This window comes from Luteimonas terrae (assembly GCF_004358165.1).
Taxonomy (GTDB): domain Bacteria; phylum Pseudomonadota; class Gammaproteobacteria; order Xanthomonadales; family Xanthomonadaceae; genus Luteimonas; species Luteimonas terrae.
In genome coordinates this window covers 1-20,499 of sequence record NZ_SMTG01000010.1, presented here as the reverse complement: position 1 = coordinate 20,499, position 20,499 = coordinate 1, and the positions used below count along the sequence as shown (strand labels likewise).

Annotated in this window: 16 protein-coding genes, 1 tRNA gene and 2 rRNA genes; 4 read left to right on the top strand and 15 right to left on the bottom strand. The window is 69.1% G+C overall.

Annotated elements, in window-relative coordinates; genetic code table 11:
* Positions 1-2 precede the first annotated feature (2 nt).
* The 5 genes from E2F49_RS15965 to E2F49_RS15945 all read right to left on the bottom strand — a co-directional run bounded on the left by E2F49_RS15965 (position 3) and on the right by E2F49_RS15945 (position 7,107).
* Complete coding sequence (locus E2F49_RS15965) at positions 3-2,165, bottom strand: S9 family peptidase (protein WP_165971274.1); 2,163 nt, start codon at positions 2,163-2,165, stop codon at positions 3-5.
* A gap of 109 nt (positions 2,166-2,274) precedes the next feature.
* Positions 2,275-4,383 carry a prolyl oligopeptidase family serine peptidase gene (locus E2F49_RS15960; RefSeq protein ID WP_133394816.1) on the bottom strand — a complete coding sequence of 703 codons (2,109 nt, stop codon included), beginning with the start codon at positions 4,381-4,383 and terminating at the stop codon, positions 2,275-2,277.
* 130 nt (positions 4,384-4,513) lie between these two features.
* On the bottom strand, positions 4,514-4,876 hold the full coding sequence (locus tag E2F49_RS15955; RefSeq protein ID WP_133394815.1) for a hypothetical protein: 363 nt from the start codon (positions 4,874-4,876) through the stop codon (positions 4,514-4,516).
* 358 nt (positions 4,877-5,234) lie between these two features.
* Complete coding sequence (locus E2F49_RS15950) at positions 5,235-6,056, bottom strand: patatin-like phospholipase family protein (protein WP_133394814.1); 822 nt, start codon at positions 6,054-6,056, stop codon at positions 5,235-5,237.
* An 82-nt stretch (positions 6,057-6,138) separates the two neighbouring features.
* Positions 6,139-7,107 (bottom strand): helix-turn-helix transcriptional regulator, encoded by a 969-nt coding sequence (locus tag E2F49_RS15945; protein ID WP_133394813.1) that lies wholly within the window; start codon positions 7,105-7,107, stop codon positions 6,139-6,141.
* 139 nt (positions 7,108-7,246) lie between these two features.
* Between E2F49_RS15945 and E2F49_RS15940 the strand changes: the two genes are divergently transcribed.
* Complete coding sequence (locus E2F49_RS15940) at positions 7,247-7,828, top strand: hypothetical protein (RefSeq protein ID WP_133394812.1); 582 nt, start codon at positions 7,247-7,249, stop codon at positions 7,826-7,828.
* Between the two features lie 9 nt (positions 7,829-7,837).
* On the opposite strand, the gene E2F49_RS15935 is transcribed toward E2F49_RS15940, so the two are convergent.
* Entirely contained in the window at positions 7,838-9,208 is a 1,371-nt protein-coding gene (locus E2F49_RS15935) for an FAD/NAD(P)-binding protein (RefSeq protein WP_133394811.1), read from the bottom strand.
* A gap of 152 nt (positions 9,209-9,360) precedes the next feature.
* On the opposite strand from E2F49_RS15935, the gene E2F49_RS15930 reads away from it, so the two are divergent.
* The 3 genes from E2F49_RS15930 to E2F49_RS15920 all read left to right on the top strand — a co-directional run bounded on the left by E2F49_RS15930 (position 9,361) and on the right by E2F49_RS15920 (position 12,769).
* On the top strand, positions 9,361-11,115 hold the full coding sequence (locus E2F49_RS15930; protein WP_165971272.1) for an SLC13 family permease: 1,755 nt from the start codon (positions 9,361-9,363) through the stop codon (positions 11,113-11,115).
* Positions 11,116-11,174: 59 nt separating this feature from the next.
* Complete coding sequence (locus tag E2F49_RS15925; RefSeq protein ID WP_133394809.1) at positions 11,175-11,984, top strand: hypothetical protein; 810 nt, start codon at positions 11,175-11,177, stop codon at positions 11,982-11,984.
* A gap of 80 nt (positions 11,985-12,064) precedes the next feature.
* Positions 12,065-12,769 (top strand): DUF481 domain-containing protein, encoded by a 705-nt coding sequence (locus E2F49_RS15920; protein ID WP_133394808.1) that lies wholly within the window; start codon positions 12,065-12,067, stop codon positions 12,767-12,769.
* A 56-nt stretch (positions 12,770-12,825) separates the two neighbouring features.
* Here E2F49_RS15920 and hemC read toward each other — a convergent pair whose 3' ends face one another.
* From hemC to E2F49_RS15875, 9 genes are all read right to left on the bottom strand, one after another.
* Entirely contained in the window at positions 12,826-13,737 is a 912-nt protein-coding gene (gene hemC / locus E2F49_RS15915) for a hydroxymethylbilane synthase (RefSeq protein WP_133394807.1), read from the bottom strand.
* 44 nt (positions 13,738-13,781) lie between these two features.
* Entirely contained in the window at positions 13,782-14,510 is a 729-nt protein-coding gene (locus E2F49_RS15910) for a LytR/AlgR family response regulator transcription factor (RefSeq protein WP_133394806.1), read from the bottom strand.
* On the bottom strand, positions 14,507-15,580 hold the full coding sequence (locus tag E2F49_RS15905; protein ID WP_133394805.1) for a sensor histidine kinase: 1,074 nt from the start codon (positions 15,578-15,580) through the stop codon (positions 14,507-14,509). Before E2F49_RS15905 ends, E2F49_RS15910 begins: the two co-directional genes overlap by 4 nt.
* A gap of 2 nt (positions 15,581-15,582) precedes the next feature.
* The gene (locus E2F49_RS15900) at positions 15,583-16,269 is read right to left on the bottom strand and encodes an alpha/beta hydrolase (protein ID WP_133394804.1); all 687 of its coding nucleotides are present in this window, start codon (positions 16,267-16,269) and stop codon (positions 15,583-15,585) included.
* A gap of 52 nt (positions 16,270-16,321) precedes the next feature.
* Complete coding sequence (gene mdoH / locus E2F49_RS15895) at positions 16,322-18,211, bottom strand: glucans biosynthesis glucosyltransferase MdoH (RefSeq protein WP_133394803.1); 1,890 nt, start codon at positions 18,209-18,211, stop codon at positions 16,322-16,324.
* Positions 18,208-19,692 (bottom strand): OpgD/OpgG family glucan biosynthesis protein, encoded by a 1,485-nt coding sequence (locus tag E2F49_RS15890; protein WP_133394802.1) that lies wholly within the window; start codon positions 19,690-19,692, stop codon positions 18,208-18,210. Before E2F49_RS15890 ends, mdoH begins: the two co-directional genes overlap by 4 nt.
* A 167-nt stretch (positions 19,693-19,859) precedes the next feature.
* Positions 19,860-19,935, bottom strand: a tRNA-Ile gene (locus E2F49_RS15885).
* 186 nt (positions 19,936-20,121) lie between these two features.
* Positions 20,122-20,235: ribosomal RNA gene (gene rrf / locus E2F49_RS15880) — 5S ribosomal RNA — on the bottom strand.
* A 165-nt stretch (positions 20,236-20,400) separates the two neighbouring features.
* A 23S ribosomal RNA gene (locus tag E2F49_RS15875) occupies positions 20,401-20,499 on the bottom strand; the annotation flags it as partial.

Below are 20,499 nucleotides of genomic sequence, written 5' to 3'. Positions count from 1 at the left end.
GATCAGCGCGCCGCGGCGTCCTTCAGACCCAGCTGGTCGAGCATGAAGGCGTACATCTCCGCCGACTCGCGGTAGCGACGGAAGCGGCCCGACTTGCCGCCGTGACCGGCTTCCATGTTGGTGCGGAACACCACCGGGTATTCGCCGGTGTTGAGGTCACGCAGCTTGGCCACGTACTTTGCCGGCTCCCAGTACTGGACCTGCGAATCCCACAGACCGGTGCCGACGAACATCGCCGGATAGGCCTTGGCTTCGAGGTTGTCGTAGGGCGAGTACTGCACGATGTAGTCGTAGTAGGTCTTGTCTTCCGGGTTGCCCCACTCGTCGTACTCGTTGGTGGTCAGCGGAATGCTCGGGTCGAGCATCGTCGTGACCACGTCGACGAAGGGCACCTGCGACAGGATGGCGCGGTACTTCTCCGGCGCCATGTTCGAGATCGCGCCCATCAGCAGGCCACCGGCACTGCCGCCGTAGGCCGCGACGCGGTCCGGCGCCGCGTACCCCTGGCGGACCAGATCGTCGGTGACATCGATGAAGTCGTTGAAGGTGTTGACCTTGTGCAGCAGCTTGCCGTCGTCGTACCAGGCGCGGCCCATTTCCTCGCCGCCGCGGATGTGCGCGATGGCGTAGACCATGCCGCGGTCGAGCAGGCTGACGTTGGTGACCGAGAAGCCCGGATCCATCGACGCGCCATAGCTGCCGTAGCCGTACTGCAGCAGCGCGGCGGTGCCGTTCTTCTCGAAGCCCTTGCGGTAGACCAGCGAGACCGGGATGCGCTTGCCGTCGCGCGACGTCGTCCAGACGCGCTCGGTGACGTAGTTCGACGGGTCGTAGCCGATCACCGCCTGCTGCTTGAGCTGGCGACGCTCGCCGGTCTGCGTATTGACCTCGAAGGTCGTCGACGGCGTGGTCAGCGAGGTGTAGCCGTAGCGCAGCCACGCAGTGTCGGGCTCGGAATTCACCGACAGGCCCATCGCATACGCCGGCTCGTCGGCCTGCACGAACTCGTCGCTGCCATCACGCTTGAGCACGCGCACGCGGGTCAGCGCTTCGGCACGTTCCTCGATGGCGGTGAAGCCGTCGAACAGTTCGTAACCTTCGACGTAGACGTCGTCGCGGTGCGGCACCAGATCGGTCCACTGCTTGCGCGACGTGGCATTGCTGGGCGCGGTGACGAGCTTGAAGTTGGTCGCCTTGTCCGCGTTGGTGCGGATGACCCAGCGATCGCCGAGATGGTCGGCGTCGTACTCGACATCGCGCGCGCGCGGCGCGAGCACGGTGAAGGTCTCCGGATTGTCGGCCGGCGCGTAGCGCGTCTCGCTCGACACGGTGCTGCCGACGCCGATGACGATGTACTTGTCGTCGCGCGTGCGGTCGATGCCCATGTAGAAGCTGTCGTCCTTCTCCTCGTAGACCAGTACGTCGTCGGCAACCGGCGTGCCCAGCGCGTGCTTCTTCACGCGCACGGTCAGCAGGGTCTCGGGATCGTTCTCGACGTAGAACAGGGTCCTGTTGTCGTCGGCCCAGACGAGGTTCGCCGACACACCGGTGATGACGTCGGGATAGACCTCGCCGGTCTCGAGATTCTTGAAGCGCACCGTGTACTGGCGTCGGCCATTGGTGTCGTCGGCGTAGGCGAGGATGCGATTGTCGCGGGTGATGTCCCAGTCGCCGACCGCGTAGTAGTCCTTGCCGGCGGCGAGCTGGTTGACGTCGAGCAGGACCTCTTCGCCGCCGAAATCACCCCTGGCGTTCGCGGCCTGGATCGACAGCGCATCGACGCCGGCGCCATCGGCGCGGCGCGCGTGCACCGGGTAGTCCTTGCCGGTCTCGAAGCGCGAGTAGTACCAGAAGCCGCGGTCGCGGTACGGCACCGAGCTGTCGTCCTGCTGGATGCGGCCGACGATCTCGTCGTACAGGCGATCCTCGATGGACTTCAGCGGCGCCAGCATCGCGTCGGCGTAGGCGTTCTCGGCATTGAGATAGGCCAGCATGGCCGAGTCTTCGCGCTTGTCGTCGCGCAGCCAGTAGTAGACGTCCTCGCGCTTGGCGCCGTGCGGCGCCTCGACGGTGTGGGGACGCTGCTCGGCGTCGGGCGGAACCGGCGTGGCCGCTGCGGCGGCGGGGGAAACACTCATCAGGCTCAGGCTCGTCAGGATCGGCATCGCCAGCAGGGCGATGCGGGGGAAAGAGGTCTTCATAGGTGGGTCCACTCGCTGCGGATGCAACGCCAGAAAGAACACCGGCCGCTTGCGCGGCCGGTGCGGGATGGAATCACTTGCCCAGTTGCTGCCACAGGAACGTCAGGTAGAGCGCGTCCATGTGCGCCTGCTGGCGGTTGTTCGCCGCGCCGCCGTGGCCGCCTTCGATGTTCTCGTAGTAGCGCACGTCCTTACCGGCCTCGGACATCTTCGCCATCATCTTGCGGGCGTGGCCGGGGTGCACGCGGTCGTCGCGCGTGGAGGTGAGGATCAGCGTCGGCGGATAGTCCTTCGCCGCATCGAACAGGTGGTAGGGCGAGAAGGTGCGGATGAATTCCCACTCTTCGGGCTTGTCGGGGTTGCCGTACTCGGCCATCCACGACGCGCCGGCCAGCAGCTTGTGGTAGCGCTGCATGTCGAGCAGCGGCACCTGGATCACGACCGCGCCGAACAGCTCCGGGTACTGCGTGAGCATGTTGCCGGTCAGCAGACCGCCGTTGCTGCCGCCGCGGATGCCCAGGTGCGCAGGCGACGTGATCTTGCGGTCGATCATGTCCTGCGCGACCGCAGCGAAGTCCTCGTAGGCCTTGTGGCGGTTCTGCTTGAGCGCCGCCTGATGCCAGCGCGGGCCGTACTCGCCGCCGCCGCGGATGTTGGCGACCGCATACACGCCACCCTTCTCCAGCCAGCCCTTGCCCACGCCACCCGAATAGCCCGGGGTCAGCGAGATCTCGAAGCCGCCGTAGCCGTAGAGCAGGGTCGGGTTGCTGCCGTCGAGCTGCATGTCCTTCGGACGCACCAGGAAGTACGGCACGCGGGTGCCGTCCTTGGACGTGGCGAAGTGCTGTTCGACCTCGTGCGTGCTGGCATCGAAGAACGCCGGCATGGTCTTGAGCGTTTCGGGCGCCTTGTCGCTGCCGACCTCGGCCAGCATCAGCGTGCTCGGCGTGAGGTAATCGGTGACGGTCATCCACACAGCGTCGGACTCGTCGCTGTCCACGGCACTGACGGCGACGGTGCCGAGCTCCGGCACGCCGGCCAGCGCGCTGCGCGCCCAGCCGTCCGCGCCCGGCGTCAGCACGGTGAGCTTGTTCTTGACGTCCTCGAGGACGTTGAGCACCAGGTGGTTCTTGGTCCAGGTCGCACCGGCGAGCGACGTGGTCTCGGTCGGCTCGAACAGCGCTTCGAACTCGCGCTTGCCGGCCATGAAGTCGTCGAACTTCGTCACCAGCAGCGAGCCCGCAGGGTAGTCGCGGCCGCCGACGTTCCAGGCTTCGCGCAGTTCCAGCATCAGCCAGTCGTGGTGCACGGACTTGTTCGCCGAATTCGGCGCGTCGACCTTGGTCAGCTGGCCGTCGGCACCGCGCAGGTAGAGCTCGTCGTTGTAGAAGGCCAGCGTGCGGCTGACGAAGTCACGCTCGAAACCCGGCGTGTCGTCGTGCATCGCGGCGATGTACATGTCGTCCGGCTGGCCTTCGTACACCAGCTTGGCCTGGTCCATCGACTGGCCGCGCGCGAGCTGCTTGACGATGCGCGGGTAGCCCGACGAGGTCAGCGAGCCGTCGCCGAAATCGGTGTAGACGTAGACGTTGTCCTGGTCGATCCAGCCCAGCGCACCCTTGGCTTCCTCGCGGAAGAAACCGCCATCGACCCAGGACTTCGACGCGACGTCGAACTCGCGGGTGACGTCGGCGTCGGCGCCGCCGCGCGACAGCGCGATCAGGCAGCGCGTGTAGGCCGGACGCAGACAGTTGGCGCCGTGCCACACCCAGTTCTCGCCCTCGGCCTTGTTGAGCGCGTCGAGATCGAGCACGGTTTCCCACTTCGGCTGCGGCTTGCGGTATTCCTCGAGCGTGGTGCGGCGCCAGATGCCGCGCTCGTGGTTCCTGTCGCGCCAGAAGTTGTAGTACCACTCGCCCTGCTTGTAGACGGCCGGAATCTTGTCGTCGGAGTCGTAGATGCCCAGCAGGTCGGATTCGAGCTGCTTGAACTCGGGCGTCGCCGCCAGTTCGGCCTCGGCCTTGGCGTTCTGCGCACGGACCCAGTCCAGCGCCTTCTCGTCGGTGACGGCTTCGAGCCACTGGTGGGGATCGGACACGGCGGCCTCCTGGGCAGATGCGGTGCCCATCGACAGGCCGGCGGCGATACCGGCGGCGAGGCAGAGCTTGGACAGTTGGGACATGGCGACTCCGGTGAGACCTGGACGGATAACCGCCCAACGCTAGCACGCGGCCCGGTCGCGGGCCGCATGACCAAAGTCACGGCGTCGCAATCGCCGGCGCTCCCACACGACGCGGACGACTGCCGCTCGATCAGCGCAGCAGCGGCAGCAGACCGGCGGCGGCGAGCGCCGCGCGCACCGAGATCCGCGGGCGACGGCGCGGGGCCGGCTTGCGCCGTGCCTGGACAAGGCCTGGCCGACGCCGCCGCAAGACCGCTGACGAGGCCAGCTTGCGGCGGCGCGGCAGGCGACGCAGAACGAGGGTGAGCCAGGCGACCGCCGGCAGGCCGATCAGCCACAGCGGTGCCCAGCCGATCGCGGTTGCCCCGGCGCGCAGGCCGGGAAACGACGACAGGGCCACGGCACCGAGACACAGCAGGCCGAGCAGCCCGGCGTGCAGCAGACGGTCGGGACCGGAATCGGCAGCGGATGCAGCGTGGGCGATACGGGACATGTCGGCAGCTCCTGTGAACGCGGTGATCGGCGGCCCGGCTGGGCATGGCCGCAGTCTCCGCGGCCGGCATCTCACAGGCTGCGACCGTCCACGATGGCGTGACCGACGGAGGCACCGCGCCGTACCGGGGCAAGGCGGATCGACGCGCGACGACCGATTCGCAGGATGGGGAGCGCGCAGCGGAACCCGTGCCGTTGCACATATGCGCGAGGGGTGCGCGAATCACCTGCCCGCCGTCCGATGGTTCAGGCGAATGCGCTGTCCCATCTTGCCGAGCCACGGCGCAGCGAGCTGACAGGCAGATTGCGCACGCGGCGTCGGGCGTCGAACCGCGCTCACGGCCATCCCGGCCGAAGACTCAGTACCCCGCCTCGTCCAGCGCGCGCGTGGCCTGGTGCCGGCCGATGTCGATCAGTTCGGCCGCGCGCCAGAACTCGTAGAACAGGCAGACGTCGCGCGGGATGCGGATCACCAGTTCCGGCGGATCGAGGGCCAGCTGCACGCGGGAAATCTGCGCCTGCATGGTGTCGAGCGAACGCGCCATCAGTTCGATCAGGCCACTGGGCGCGGCATCGGTCGCGCGTTGCGCCTCGCCGTGTCCGGCCGGCGTCCCCGGCGGCTGCGTGGGCCAGCCGTGCATGTCGACGGCGATCAGCCGCGTGGCATCGGACAGCCGCGTCGCGGCGATGGGCAGCGGGGCGAGCAGGCCGCCGTCGACCAGCGCGCGGCCGTTGACCACGTGCGGCGTGAACACACCGGGGATCGCGAACGATGCGCGCAGGGCGTCCCACAGCAGGCCGTCCTGGATCCACACCTCGCGCTGGCGCTGCAGGTCCACCGCGACGGCCGTGAACTGGATCGGCAGGTCCTCGATGCGCGGATCACCGACGACCTCGCGCATCGCTTCCACCATTCGCGTCCCGGCGATCAGGCCCGCGCGGCGGAAGCCCGGATCGAGCAGGCGGACGAAATCGCGTCGCGACATCGCGCGCAGCCGGTCGTCGAATTCGCGCAGGCGACCCGCGGCGTGGATGCCGCCGACCAGCGCGCCGCTGGAGGCGCCGGAAATCGCGACGATCGGAAATCCGCGCTCCTCGAGCACCTCGATCACGCCGATCTGGGTCAACCCGCGCGCCCCGCCCGCGCCGAGTGCAAGCGCAACCGGTTCGCGCGTGCTCATCGCGGGCGCCTCGCGCCACGCGCGCACGGCGCCCGCGCATCGAGCATCGGCAATGCGGCGCAGCCGTGCACCGGCGGCGTACTCAGCCTTCGTACTTCGACAGCGCCATCATCAGCAGCGACCGCGCCTGCTCGCGCAGCGCGACCGGCTCGACAACCTCGGCATCGGCGCCGTAATGCAGCACGTCCATCAGCAGCTCGCGCGCGCCGCTGTAGGGCACCTTGAGTTCGTAGCGACCGTCCGGCAGGAAGCGGCCCTGCTGCTGCGAGTGCCAGTGCTCGTCGGCCACCCAGCGCGCTGCCTTGGCACTGAAGACGATGGTCGCGATGCCCTTGGGCGGGCCGGAGAAGATGCCGTAGCTGCCGGCCAGATGCCCGTCGAGTTCACCCTCGTCGATGTCGCGCGCATCCGCGGCCAGCACGCGCGCGTTGGTGATGCGGTCGACCGAGAAGCTGCGCAGCGCGTCGCGCTCGTGATCCCAGGCGTCGAGATACCAGTTGTCGCGATAGTGGGTGATGCGCTGCGGCGACACGATGCGCTTGGTGCGCTCGTCGGTCGAACGCGCGCGGTACTCGAACGCGAGCTGCTTGCGCTGCAGCACCGCCGAGCACACGTTGCGGAAGGCGTGCTCGTCCATGCGCCGGCCGCGGTGCGGAATCACGCGCACGCGCTGCACCGGCCACTGCTTGCCGGCCGAATGCTCGTCGAGCAGCTTCTCGATGCGCGACTGCAACGGCGCCAGCGCGCTCGACAGCACGCCGCCGCCGCTGCGCGACAGCAGCTGCTGCGCGGCGAGCAAGGCGTGCAGTTCCTCGGAATTGAGCCACAGCCCGGGCAGTTCGAAACGCCCGCCCTCGTCGCTGTCGTAGCGGAAGCCGGCATCGCCATCGCCGACGATCGGGGCCATCAGTGCGTCGCGCAGGAAGGCCAGATCGCGGTAGACCGTCGCGCGCGAGCATTCCAGCTCGTCCTGCAGCTTGGCCACGGTCACCGGATAGCGCGAGGTCTTGAGGATGCGGTGCAGCGAGAGGATGCGTTCGTATCGGTCCATGGGCCGATTATGGCGTCACCGGGCGGCAACGGCGTGACCGCGGCGCGGATAACCGGCGGTTAACGCAGCCCGGCCGTGCGCGGGCCAGACTCCGCCAACCGACCGGGATGGAGCCCCGATGACGCAAGGACTGCGCACCATGACGACGGGCATCGCGCTCGCCCTGACCATCCTGGTGCATGCCGGCCTTGCCTGGTGGCTCCTGGGCCTGGGCGAAACCGGATCGAAAGCGGAGTCCAGGGCGCTGGCGGTGGTCTGGATCGAGCGGCCGGCACCGACGCCGCCCGCCGCAATGGACGTGCCCGACGTCGCGATTGCGCGTCCCGACGCGCCGCCGCCCGCACCCGCGCCGCCACGCCGCGATGCACTGCAGGCGGTCGAGATCGACGCCGCACCGGTCGACGCCGAGACACGCCTGCCCACCGCCACCGATCTGCTGGCGCAGGCCGGGCAATGGGCGCGCGACCAGGCGCCAGCGGCGGATTTCGCGCACGATCCCTTGCGCCGCAGTGTCGCGCCGCGGACCGACGGCCGCTTCGCGATGCGCCGGTCGATCTCGCCCGAGGATGTCGTCAAGGGAATCGGTCAACTGCTCGGTGGCGCCGGCTACACCGAAACGCCGTGCCCGCAGATCCGCCGCAACATCGCCAATCTGGGCATCGGCGGTGATGCGGAACTCGCGGCCGAGGAAATCCGCCGACTGCAGCAGCACTGCCTCTAGCGCTGCGTTTCAGCGCGCGTCGAGTGCCGTCGCGACCCCCCTGGCGACGCGCGCGGCCTGCACGCGCAGCTCCGGCATCGCGATGGTTTCCCACAGGTCGCCGATGCGGTTGGCGCCCAGCGTCCACAGCCCGGCGACCGGTACGCCGTGCGCGTCGAGCACTTCACCGTCGCCCGCGGTGGCGAGGCCCAGACCCAGGGGCCCGGGTGCGACGAGGCCGCGGGCGTACATTGCAGGCAACAAGGCGCCCGGCGCGCGCGACAGGCGTTTTTCCATGCCGGTGGCATTGACGATCACGTCGGCGGTCATCGTCTCCGGGCGGCCAGCGCGCGGCGTCCAGTCCACCTGCAGACGGCCGTCGTGCGCCGCGATCCGCGACACGCGGCCGGCGTGCAGCACGAAGCGGCCGTCGGCGCGCATGCCCTCGACGATCGCTGCGACGCCGGGCGCGATGCGATGGCGGTGGATGTCCCACTGCCGCACGGCGTGGCGCAGGAAGCGCCGCTGCTCGGTCTCCGGCCAGGCCTGCCACAGCGCACGCACATGCGGCCGCAGACGTTCGAGCGCGTCCTGCCAGGGACGCCCTTGCGCAACGGCATCCGCCGCCCATCGTCGCAGCAGACGCATCCGCGCCCGCACGCCCAACGGCATCAGCGCATCGACGCCGCCTGCCTGCGGCACGGTGCCCGGGGCATGCGCCAGCGGCATCAGCCCGTTGCGCGAGATCGCATGGACCTGCCCGCGATGTCCATTGGCGTGCAGCGTCAGCAGCACATCGACCATGCTCAGGCCGGCGCCGACGATGCAGACCGCCGCATCCGGCGCGATCGCGGCGACCGCGTCGTAATCCCATGCCTCGACGACAGCGGCGATCGACACCTCACCCGGCAGCGCCGCCGGCAGGTTACCGGTCGCCAGCACCACCGCGCGCGCCCGCACCGATGCCCCGGACGCGAACACGGCGCGGAATGCCGCGCCGTCGCGCGCGATGTCGACGACCGTGTCGACATGCAGCGTCAGTGCATCGCGCGCGGGGTGCGCATCGAGACGATCCTGCAGATAGCGGCCGTACGCGCGCCGCGGCGCGAACAACGCGTCCAGCGCGGCGGCGTCCTGTGCCGCGAAGTCCGGCTGCGTGCGCAGCCACGCGACGAAGTCGCCGGCCTGTGTCGGAAACGCGCTCATGCGCCCGGCATTGACGTTGAGCACGTGTTCGCCGCGCGGCGTCGAGTACGCCACGCCGCGCGCCGTCTGCGCGCGCGGATCGGCGAGCGCGACGCGCAGCCCCGCATGGTCGAGCAGATGCAGGGCGACCAGCGCGCCGCAGGCGCCGCCGCCGACCACGAGCACGTCCACGGCGTCGGAAGAAACTGCTGGCATGGGGCGTCCTGTCGCGGCGAAGCACGCAGTATCCCATCCGCGTCCGTACCATGACGTCCGGATGCGGATCACCGCACTTACGCAATCGCGCGGGCACCATGATGCGGCGGCCGGTGGCGGCACACGGGGACGAGGATGAGACGGGAGACGATGTGGAACTCTGGCTGACGCTGGCGGTGATGGCCGGCGCGGTCGTCCTGTTCGTGACCGAGAAGCTGCGCGTCGATGTGGTCGCGCTGCTGGTCGCCGTCGCCCTGCTGGTGCTGGGCGTGGTGACGCTGCCTGAAGCGCTGTCGGGCTTCAGCGACCAGGCGACGGTCATGGTCGCGGCGATGTTCGTGCTCAGCGGCGCCCTGCAGCGCAACGGCGCGCTGGTCGCGGTGGGCGATCTGCTCGCGCGCATCCGCTGGCCGTGGCTCTTCCTGCTGGTGATGATGGCGCTGGTGACCTGCGTGGCCGCGTTCGTCAACAACACCGCGACGGTTGCGGTGTTCCTGCCGCTGGTGCTCGCGGCGACCACAGCGAACCGCTGGGCGCCGTCGAAGTTCCTGATTCCGCTGTCCTACATGTCGCAGACCGCCGGCGTCTGCACCCTGATAGGCACGTCGACCAACCTGCTGGTCGATTCGATGGCGCGCGAAACCGCGGGCGTCGGCTTCACCCTGTTCGAGTTCGCACCACTGGGCATCGTGTTCGTCGGCATATGCGTGCTGTATCTGACGACGGTGGGGCGCGTACTGCTGCCCGACCGCGGCATACCCGGCAGCGAGACCGCCGATCCCATCGGCGTCTACGTCGCCGAACTGCTGGTGCCAGAAGGCGCGGCGGTCATCGGCCGCACGCGCGAGGCGGTGCCGGGCGACGCGCATGCAGACGTGGCGCTGCTCGGCATCCTGCGCAATGGCGTCGCGGTGCGCGGTGGCGATGCCGTGGTCGAAGCCGGCGACCGACTGCTGCTGCGCGGGCTGTGGCCGGACATCGACGCCGCGCGCAAGGCGCTCAAGCTCAGGTTCGACCACGTGGCGCGCGATCTCGATGGCGACATCAGCGCCGAGCGTCTGCATGTCGAGGCGATGGTCGCGCCGGGCTCGCACCTGATCGGTCACACGCTGTCGGGGATGCGCTTCGGCCACACCTACCGCGCGCGCGTGCACGGTCTGCACCGACGCCAGCTGGGCATCGCGCGCCCGCTCGACCAGGTGCCGCTGACCGTCGGCGACGTGCTGCTGCTCGACGCGCCGGCGAAGGCGATCGACGAGCTGCGCGTGGATCGCGGCCTGATCGTCATGGGCGCCCGCGCGCAACGCAAGGTCGATACGACGAAGGCGACGCTGTCGGCGATCGTCATGGCCGCGGCGATCGCGGCGGCGGCGCTGGGCTGGATGTCGATCGTCGCCTCGGCGCTGCTGGGCTGCATCGCGCTGGTCGTGCTGCGCCTGCTCGACCCCGACGAAGCCTACGAGGCCATCGACTGGCGGGTGATCCTGCTGCTGGCCGGCATCATTCCGCTGGGCATCGCATTGCAGAAGACCGGCGGCGCGGCGCTGGCGGCCAACCAGCTGATCAATCTCGTCGGCCACTACGGCCCGACGGCGACACTGGCCGCGGTGTATCTGATGACCTCGACGCTGACCGAGTTCATGAGCAACAACGCGTCCGCGGTGCTGGTGGTGCCGATCGCGCTGGCGACCGCCGACTCGCTGGGCGTGGATCCCAAGCCGTTTCTCATCGCGGTGGCATTCGCCGCCTCGACCAGCTTCGCCACGCCGATCAGCTACCAGACCAACACGATGGTCTACACCGCCGGCAACTACCGCTTCAGCGATTTCGTGAAGATCGGCATGCCGCTGAACATCATCTTCCTGATCACCGCGACCCTGCTGATCCCGCGCTTCTTCCCGTTCTGACTTTGCAGCGTCCGGCGTGCGTGGCACCCTGCCCGGCGACCAGGGGACGGGACATGCGGATGCGCCAGATGCTCGGGATCGTCGCGGTGCCGGCGGCCAACACCGGCCTCGGCCTGCTGATGTGGAGCGGCATGACGACCGCGCTGCTGCAGCTGCGGCCCGATGGCGCCTCGACCCTGCACCAGTTGCAGCTGTTGGGTCTGCTGGCGGGCGGATCGCTGCTCGGCGCCGGGCTGCTGATGCAGCGATCCGCGCGCCGCGCCGCGCCGCGGTGGCCACGCCGCGTCTGGCTGCTGGCCACGGGCACGCTCGCGATCGCGCTGGTGCTGGGCGTGCTGCTGGCGACGGGCGCATGGATGACGGCCGGGCCGGCGCTGGTCGCTGCAGGCTTGCTGGTGCTGCTGGCTGCGTTCGCGACGGTGGCCGCCATCGCCAGTGGTTTCGCGACGCCCGCCGCGCCGGCACCGTGGCGCCAACCGCTGGTGCTGCCGGTGCAGCTGCTGTTCGCCATGGCCACGGGGCTGGCCCTGCTCTACCTGCTGATGGATCGCCTGTTCGTCTCGGGCAACGACGGCCGCACGATGCTCGCCACGCTGACCGGTTTGGGGGCCTGCCTCGCGGTGTGCAAGCTCGTGTACTGGCGTGCGGTGGGGCGCCCGCCCGATGCCGCCGTGCGGCGCGCGCGGTTCGTCGTCATCGCCCTGGTCGCCGGGGCGCCCTTGCTGGCGTGGCTGCTGGCGCTGTGGGGCCGGGCGCCGGGCGTGGTCTTGCTGCTGGGGTCCGCCCTCGCGCTGCTGGGCGCCGCGCTGCTGGAGCATCGTCTGTTCCTCGACGAGGGCAACGCGCGCGATGCCGGTCACGAATCCTGAAGCCTGCTTCGACGGGCGACGTGCGTGATGCCAACCGCCACATGCGCTTGGGCATAATGGGGCTGTAACCGCTTACATGAATGGCTGAAATGCTTGCTGGCTGGTGGCTGGCCATTGCGGGCCTGCCGATCTACACCCACCCGCTCCCGGCCGCACCGGAGCAACCTGCGATCGCCGCCGTCGCCGCACGGCAGGTGCCGATGCGCCGTCCCTGCTACCGGCTCAACTGCCGCGACCAGGAATGGACCGCGAGCGCGAATGCCGCCGCAGGCCGTCAGCGCATCTGGGCGCCGAAAGCGCCGGGCGTGCGCCCGCGGACCGTTTCTCTTCCGCTGGTCAAACTGCCCGACCGCCGGTTCGTCTCCCTGCACTCGCCGTTTTCCAGCCGCGAGTCGATCCATTCGAGCGGCAACCACGTGAAGTGGGACACGCGCTATGGCCTCGAAGCGATCCGCAGCCCCGAAACCTCGCTGAAGATCGAATTCGGCACCGGCGTGCGCATCGAGCCCTACACCGACTTCGGCACCGCGGCGATGGGGCCGATCGCCACCGGCCAGCTGCAGCTGTGGCAGGAACTGGGCAAGCGCGCGACCTTCACCCAGCAGGTGCAGGTGGAGACCGGACGCGAGAACACCTTTGTGCGCCAGACGATGGCGTTCGACTACGAACTGTTTCCGCAGTGGACGCTGCGCTCGGATTTCGAACTGCGCCACGACACGCTGGGCAACGGCGGACGCGGCAGCACCGACACCGAAGGCTCGCTCAAGATCCGCCGGACGTTCTGAGGCGCTGTCGCATCCCACGCGTGCTCGCGGGACAGATCACCGAATCGAACGCGCGCTTATCCCGGCAGGAACGCGCCCGCTCCCGCCTCGAGCAACAGCGACGCGACACGTGCACCGAGCGCATCGCCTTCGGCATGTGCCGATTCGCCACCGGCGCGCACGGCGCGCCCGTCCTGCGCCGAGCCGACCAGGCCTTCGAGCCGCAGCCGGTCCCCGTCGAGCCACGCGAACGCCGCGACCGGCACATGGCAGCTGCCGTGCAGTGCCCGGTTCATCGCCCGCTCGGCCTCGACGCAGCGGCGCGTCGGCGCGTCGTCGAGCGTCGCCAGCAACCGCTGCAGCTGCGGCGCATCGTCGCGACACTCGATCGCGATCGCCCCCTGCGCCGGCGCAGGCAACCAGTCGGGCGCGTCGAGCCGTGCGCGGATGCGGGTGTCGAGTCCCAGGCGCTGCAGCCCGGCGCAGGCGAGCACGATCGCGTCGTAGTCGCCGGCATCGAGCTTCGCCAGACGCGTGTTGACGTTGCCGCGCAGGTCGCGGAGTTCGAGATCGGGACGGCGCGCCCGCAGCTGCGCCTGCCGCCGCAACGAGGACGTGCCCACCCGCGCACCTGCGGGCAGCGCATCGATTCCGTCGAAGGCGTTGCTGACAAAGCCGTCGGCATGATCGGCGCGGGCGAGGATCGCCGGCAGCACGAAGCCCGGTTCCAGTTCCATCGGCACGTCCTTGAGCGAATGCACGGCGCAATCGGCCTCACCGGCCTGCATGGCGATTTCCAGTTCCTTGAGGAACAGGCCCTTGCCGCCGATGGCCGCGAGCGAGCGATCCAGCACTTCGTCGCCGCGCGTGCTCAGCGGCACCAGTTCCACCTCGAGTGACGGGTGGCGCGCGCGCAGGGCGGCGGCCACGTGCTCGCTCTGCCACAGGGCGAGCGGACTCTTGCGGGTGGCGATGCGCAGTCGATCCATCCGCGCATTATCGACGATCGCCGCCGACCTCGCGCGGCGCCGCCCTACAGCGTGCGGACGGCGTCGCGCAGCTGCGGCACGCAGCGACGGCTGACTTCCAGCGGCCTGTCGCCGTGGCGCAGCACCGCATGCACGTGGCCGTCGAGATCGCGGCGCAGTTCGACCAGCTCGTGCCGTGCGACCAGGCAGTTGCGATGGATGCGCAGGAAGCGGTCGCCGAATTCGTCCTCGAGCGATTTCAGCGATTCCTCGACGAGATCCTCGCCACGCGCGTGGTGCACGACGACGTACTTCTCCTCGGCCTGCAGGTAGCGGATGTCCTCGACCGGAATCAGACGCAGGCTGCCGCGCAGTCGCGCGCACAGATGCGTGCGGCGCTTGTCGCCGTGTCCGTCGTCGCCGTGTTCGCGCCCGGCGGTGAAGGTGCGCGCGCGTTCGACGGCGGCCTGCAAGCGTTCGGGGCGCACCGGCTTGACCAGATAATCGACGGCGGCGGCTTCGAAGGCCTTGAGCGCATGCGCATCGTATGCGGTGCAGAACACCACCGCCGGACGCGGCTCGAAGGCGCTCAGATGGCGCGCGACTTCCAGCCCGTCGATGCCGGGCATCGCGATGTCCAGCAGCACCAGCGCGGGATCATGCGCGGCGCAGGCTTCCAGCGCGCTGCGCCCGTCGCCGACCTCGGCCACGATCTCGATGCCGGACTCCTGCGCCAGCAACATGCGCAGGCGCTCGCGCGCGAGCGGTTCGTCGTCGGCGATCACCACCTTCATGGCGTGCGTCCTCCCGGGACCGGCGTGGCGCCTTCCGTCGGCACCGGCACCTGGATGGTGCACGCATAGCGGCCGTCGTTCCACCCGTAGCGCATCCGCGCACGCGGACCGAAGGCGAATCCGAGCCGATGGGCGATGCTGCGCTGCGCGTGGCCCGCGCCCTGGGCAGGCGCGTCGTCGGGCGGCAACGACGGGTTGGCGACTTCGATCTCCAGCAGCCCCGCCTCGAACGACAGCCGCACATCGATCGTGCCGCCCTCGGGCAGACGCGAGATGCCGTGCAGCACGGCGTTCTCCAGCACCGGCTGCAACACCAGCCGGGGCATCGGCAACTGCCAGGGCAGCGATTCATGCAGATCCCAGTGCACGCGCAGGCGCTCGCCCAGACGCAGCTGTTCGATCGAGAGATAGCGCTCGGCCAGCGATACTTCCTCGCGCAACGTCGAGGTGCCTTCACCGGCGCCGAGGGCCGCGCGGAACAGGTCGGACAGATCGAGCACCGCGCGTTCGGCGACCACCGGGTCGCGCCGCAGCAGGGTCGCGATCATGTTCATGCTGTTGAACAGAAAGTGCGGCCGTATGCGCGCCTGCAGCGCATCCGCTTCGGCGCGTGCATGCGCGGCGACCTGCGCCTGCCAGCGGTCGATGACGTAGAAGTAGCGCAGCGCGATCGCCGTCAGCAACGCGACCACGGCGCCGCTGCCGCCGACGAACCGGCCGAAGCCCGGCAGCGCGGACACGCTGCCGACGCTCGAGAACAGGCCGTGCACGATGGCCGAAGCGATCAGGGCGACCGCCATCGCGAGCGCGACGGCGATGATCGCGCCCAGACGCACCGGAAATTTCGACAGTGGCCGTCGGCAGGCGCACAGCAGCACGGACACCGACAGCGCCAGCCACAAGGCATACCCGCTCGCGGACACGAAGGCGGACACGTTCCACGGCGCCGCGGGATGCGGCACCAGCAACACCACCAGGACGGTCAGCTGGGCCAGGCCCAGCATCGCCAGCAGACGTGGCAGCCGGCACAGGTCCGGCAGCCAGAGACCGTCGGGCGCCGGCGCGGCCATCGTCAGCCGGCCGCGAAGCGCGCGTCGAACCAGTTGCCGAGATCGACGATCTCTTCGGCGCACACCGAATGCGGCATCGGATACTCGTGCCACGCAACGTCAAATCCGGCCTCTCGCAACCATGCCGCGCTCTGCCGGCCAGCGGCAAGCGGCACCACCGGATCCTGCGTGCCGTGCGCCATGAACACCGGTTGCCGCGCAGCGCCTTCGACCAGCGCAGCCGCTGCGTTGCGCGCAGCCGGCAGATAGGTCGACAGCCCGACCAGACCGGCGAGCGGCGTGCTCCGGCGGAGGCCGGCGGCCAGCGTCACCGCGCCGCCCTGCGAAAAGCCCGCGAGGATCACCCGCGATGCCGGCACGCCGCGCTCTGCCTCGCGCGCGATCAGCGCATCGATCTGCGCGATCGATTCGAGCACCCCGTCTTCGTCGGCGCGATTGGCCAGATCGAAGTCGACGATGTCGTACCAGGCGCGCATGCGCACCCCGTTGTTGATCGTCACCGCGCGCACCGGCGCGTTCGGAAACACGAAGCGGATTGCCGGCCAGTGCGGTCGCAGCACTTCGGGCACGACCGGTACGAAGTCGTGGCCGTCGGCGCCGAGGCCGTGGAGCCAGAGCACGCTCCAGGCCGGCGCGGGGCCGGTCTCGTGTTCGATGCAGTCGAGCAGTGCGGGGGTCGTCGTGGACATGTGCGGCCAGTGGATGACGGATGCGGCAGTGTAAGCGCTCGCCGCATCCGCCTCAGCCGTGCGCGGTCTCCACCTCGGGATCCGGCGTGCCCAGATGCAGATCGCCGCGCAGCTCGCCCGCCCGCACCAGCACGTCAGGCGGCGCGCGTTCCTCGGGCGTCGCGAACAGGCCGACGCGCTGCAGCGCGAGGCCCACCGTACGCGAGGACGTCAGTTTCACGATCGGAATCGAGCCGACCAGTCCGATGATCATCGGCGACATCCACAGCGCCAGGACCGGCGACATCAGCCAGGCGCCGATCCCCATGAGCACGCCGAGCAGCGTGGTGCCGCGATAGTTGCGCCACAGATCGCCCCAGGTCTGGCGACCGTCGTCGCGCTGCTGCGCATCCCAGCCCGAATCGCGGCCGGCCAGCACTTCCGCAACGCCGCGCGACTGCACGTACATCGTGATCGGGGCCATCAACGCGGCCAGCACGTTCTCGATCAGCAGGCTGATCGAGCCGCGCAGCGCACCGCCGCACCCGCGTCGCATGCGCCGGCTCGCCAGCGTGGCGATGAACCCAAAGATCTTCGGCGCGAACAGCAGCACCATCGTCAGCACGAACACGCCGAGGAAGCGACCGTCGTCGATCGCCATCCAGTAGCCGGCGGGCGTCATGCCTTCTGCGAATGCGCCGTGCTGCAGGGGAATCGCCAGACCGACCAGCACCAGCATCGCCCACAGCGGCGCGGTCAGGTAATGGCCGATGCCGATCAGCAGATGCCAGCGGCTCACCCAATGCAGACCGCGCGCAGGCAGCACACCGCCATGTTGCAGGTTGCCCTGGCACCAGCGCCGGTCGCGCACCAGCATGTCGGTCAGCGTCGGCGGCCCTTCCTCGTAGCTGCCCTCGAGCGTGGGAATCATGTGCAGTGCCCAGCCGCCGCGACGCAACAGCGCCGCTTCGACGAAATCGTGACTCAGCACCGTGCCGCGGAACGGCGTGGTGCCGCGCAGCTCCGGCAGGCCACCATGCGCGGCGAACGCCCGGGTGCGGATCAGCGCGTTGTGGCCCCAGTAGTTGCTCTCGGCGCCGTGCCACCACGCAACGCCATGCGCGATCACCGGCCCGTACATCCGGCCGGAGAACTGCTGCATGCGCGCGAACACCGTCGCGCCGTTGACGATGACCGGCAGCGTCTGCACCAGGGCGACGTCGTCGTTGGCCTCCATCGCCGCGGCCAGGCGCACCAGCGTGTCGCCGGTCATCAGGCTGTCGGCGTCGAGAATGAGGAACTGCGGATAGGCGCCGCCCCAACGGCGCACCCAGTCGGCGATGTTGCCGGCCTTGCGCTCGCGGTTGTCCGCGCGCAGGCGGTAGTACAGACGCGCTTGGGGCACGGTCGCGCGCAGCCGCTCGAACGCGACGAGCTCACGCTGCTGGATGTCCGGGTTGCGCGTGTCGCTGAGCACGAACAGATCGAAATGCGCCCCGCGACCGGTTGCCGCCAGCGATTCGACGATCGCCTGCAGACCCGCGAGCAGGCGCTCGGGATCCTCATTGTACGTCGGCATCAGCAGTGCGGTACGGCCGGCCAGCGACGGCAACGGTGCGCGCGGGTCGATGCCCAGCCGCGCCGGGCGCCGCTTCAGCACCAGCACGAAGCCGGCCAGCGAACTGGCGAAGGACTGCGCGATCCATGCGAACAGCGGCACGAAAACCGCGAGCATCAGGCCTTCCAGCACATCGATGCCGCCGATCCGCAGCAGCCACCAGATCTGGTAGGTCGCCAGCACGGTGAGCGCGGCGGTGAAGCAGAGGATGAAACCGCGGCGCCACGCCATGCCGACGGGCGCACTGCGCAATGGACGTGTGTCGAGCCGCCCGCTGCCCAGCGACTGGATCGGCATCGCCAGCGCGGCTTCCGGCGGCATGCGCGCGCCGTCGGGCGCGGTCATGCGCTCCACCGGTAGAGCCAGGTCTCCGACACCGGCGCACCGCCCCGCAACAGACGCATCCGCAGTTCGCTGGTCGCGCCCGCCTCGGGCAAGAACTCGAAGCCCGCGCGCCAGCCGCCGCCCGGGCGCGCATGCACGACGGGATTCGCGATGCGCCCCGTCGACGCGGCGACTTCGATCTGCGGCGCATCGCCGGCAGTGCCGCCCGCGAAATCGACCACGACCAGACGGCTGCTGCGATCGCCAGCCGGCTTGGCGCCGATGCGGGTCGCCTGCACCAGTGCGAGCGGCGCAAGCCAGCTGTGCGTGGCGGTCCAGTGCAGGCGGTAGCGCCATCGACTCTCCGCGCCCGCCGCAAGGGGCGTGGCGGGTCGCCAGAACGCGACGATGTTGTCGTGGTACTCGTCCGCGGTCGGAATCTCGACCAGATGCACCTCGCCCGCCCCCCAGTCGCCGAGCGGTTCGATCCAGGCTGAAGGACGCTTCTCGTAACCAGCCTCGGCATCCTGGAAATCGGTGAAGTCACGCTTACGCTGCATCAGCCCGAAGCCGCGTGGCGCGCGGTCCTGGAAGCCGCTGTGCTGGATCGCCGCGGGGTTGTGCAATGGCCGCCACACCTGCTCGCCAGTGCCGGTCAGCAACCCGAGCCCGTCCGAATCGTGGACCGCGGGGCGGTAGTCGTCGATCCCGGTGCGGTCCGACGCATCGAACTGGAACATGCTCGTCAATGGCGCGATGCCGGCATGCGCCAACTCGACCCGCGGGAATAGCCGCGCATCGACATCGAACACCGTGTCCTCGCCGGGCGTGATCCGGAACCGGTAGGCGCCGGCTACGCTCGGGCCATCGAGCAGCGCATCGACGACGATCTCCCGACTGCCCGGATCCGGCCGGTGCAGCCAGAAGGCGCGGAATACCGGGAATTCCTCCGGCGCGGGATCCCCAGTGCCGAGCGCCAGACCGCGCGCCGACAGTCCATACGCAAGGCCCTTGCCGACGGCGCGGAAGTAGCTCGCGCCGAGGAACACACACAGTTCGTCGAAATACGCCCGGTTGTTGAGCGGCGCATGCAGACGGAAGCCCGCGAAGCCAAGCGCATCGTCGAGCATCGGCGTCGGGTTGGGGCTGTAGTCGAACAGTGCGGTCGAGAACGGCAGGGTGCGCGCCTGCGCATCCTCGACGACATGGATCTCAACGCGCGGCTTGAACAGGAAGCCGCGATGGAAGAACTGCGCCTGGAAATCGACGCCGGGCAGGTCCCGCCAGAGCGCCTTGTCGGCGCGATAGCGGAAGTCCCGGTACTGGTCGTAATTCGCGCCTGCCAGCGCGGGCGGCAGCGTTGCATCGGGCGCGACATAGGCTTTCGCCGCAAGCGCGCGGGCAAGCTCGACAACCGTGCCGTCGCCGAACGGCGTTGGCGACGCGGTCCGCGCGGCAGCCGCCAGCATCGGCCACCAGCCGCCAAGCAACGGCGCCGCCATGGCGGTTCTCAGTACATCGCGTCGTCGCACACGGCCACCGGATCGTATTCAGGTAACGCGCAATGTAACGGTGCGGTTGTAAGCGCACTGCGAAACACAACGTCCGTTGAGGCGGTATCAACGACGCGCAGTCAGCGAAGGATGCCGGCGGCTTCAGGAGAGAAAGATGGTGGGCCCACCAGGACTCGAACCTGGAACCAAAGGATTATGAGTCCTCTGCTCTGACCATTGAGCTATAGGCCCGCGTGTGGATCGTAGCAAGCGGGCGGCACTGCGCGGGAATCGGGCGCGCGACTTTGCCGATCCTGGATTCGATCTCCACGCACCGCAGATTCTCATCGCGTCGGCGCGATATTCCCGCCGTTGCCGGACTTTCTCCGCACAAAGAAAAACCCCCGCCGGTATACCGGCGGGGGTTTTGGGTAAAGACCCTGGCGATGACCTACTCTCGCATGCTAGATGCACACTACCATCGGCGCATGTACGTTTCACTTCCGAGTTCGGAATGGGATCGGGTGGTTCCATACAGCTATTGTCACCAGGGAGAGGGTGGAGGGTCGCAGGTCGGCCCGGTTATCGACGGATTGATCCAGTCGAAAGTGGGACTGACAGCGCTCACGCTCTCGTCAGGTTGGGAAGTAGCGAACATTTGGGACACTCAACGTGTCGGGCCAAGGAGCTTCGATATACGAAGCAACTTGAGGTTATATGGTCAAGCCGCACGGATCATTAGTACTGGTTAGCTCAATACATTGCTGTACTTACACACCCAGCCTATCAACCACCTGGTCTTGATGGTTCCTTCAG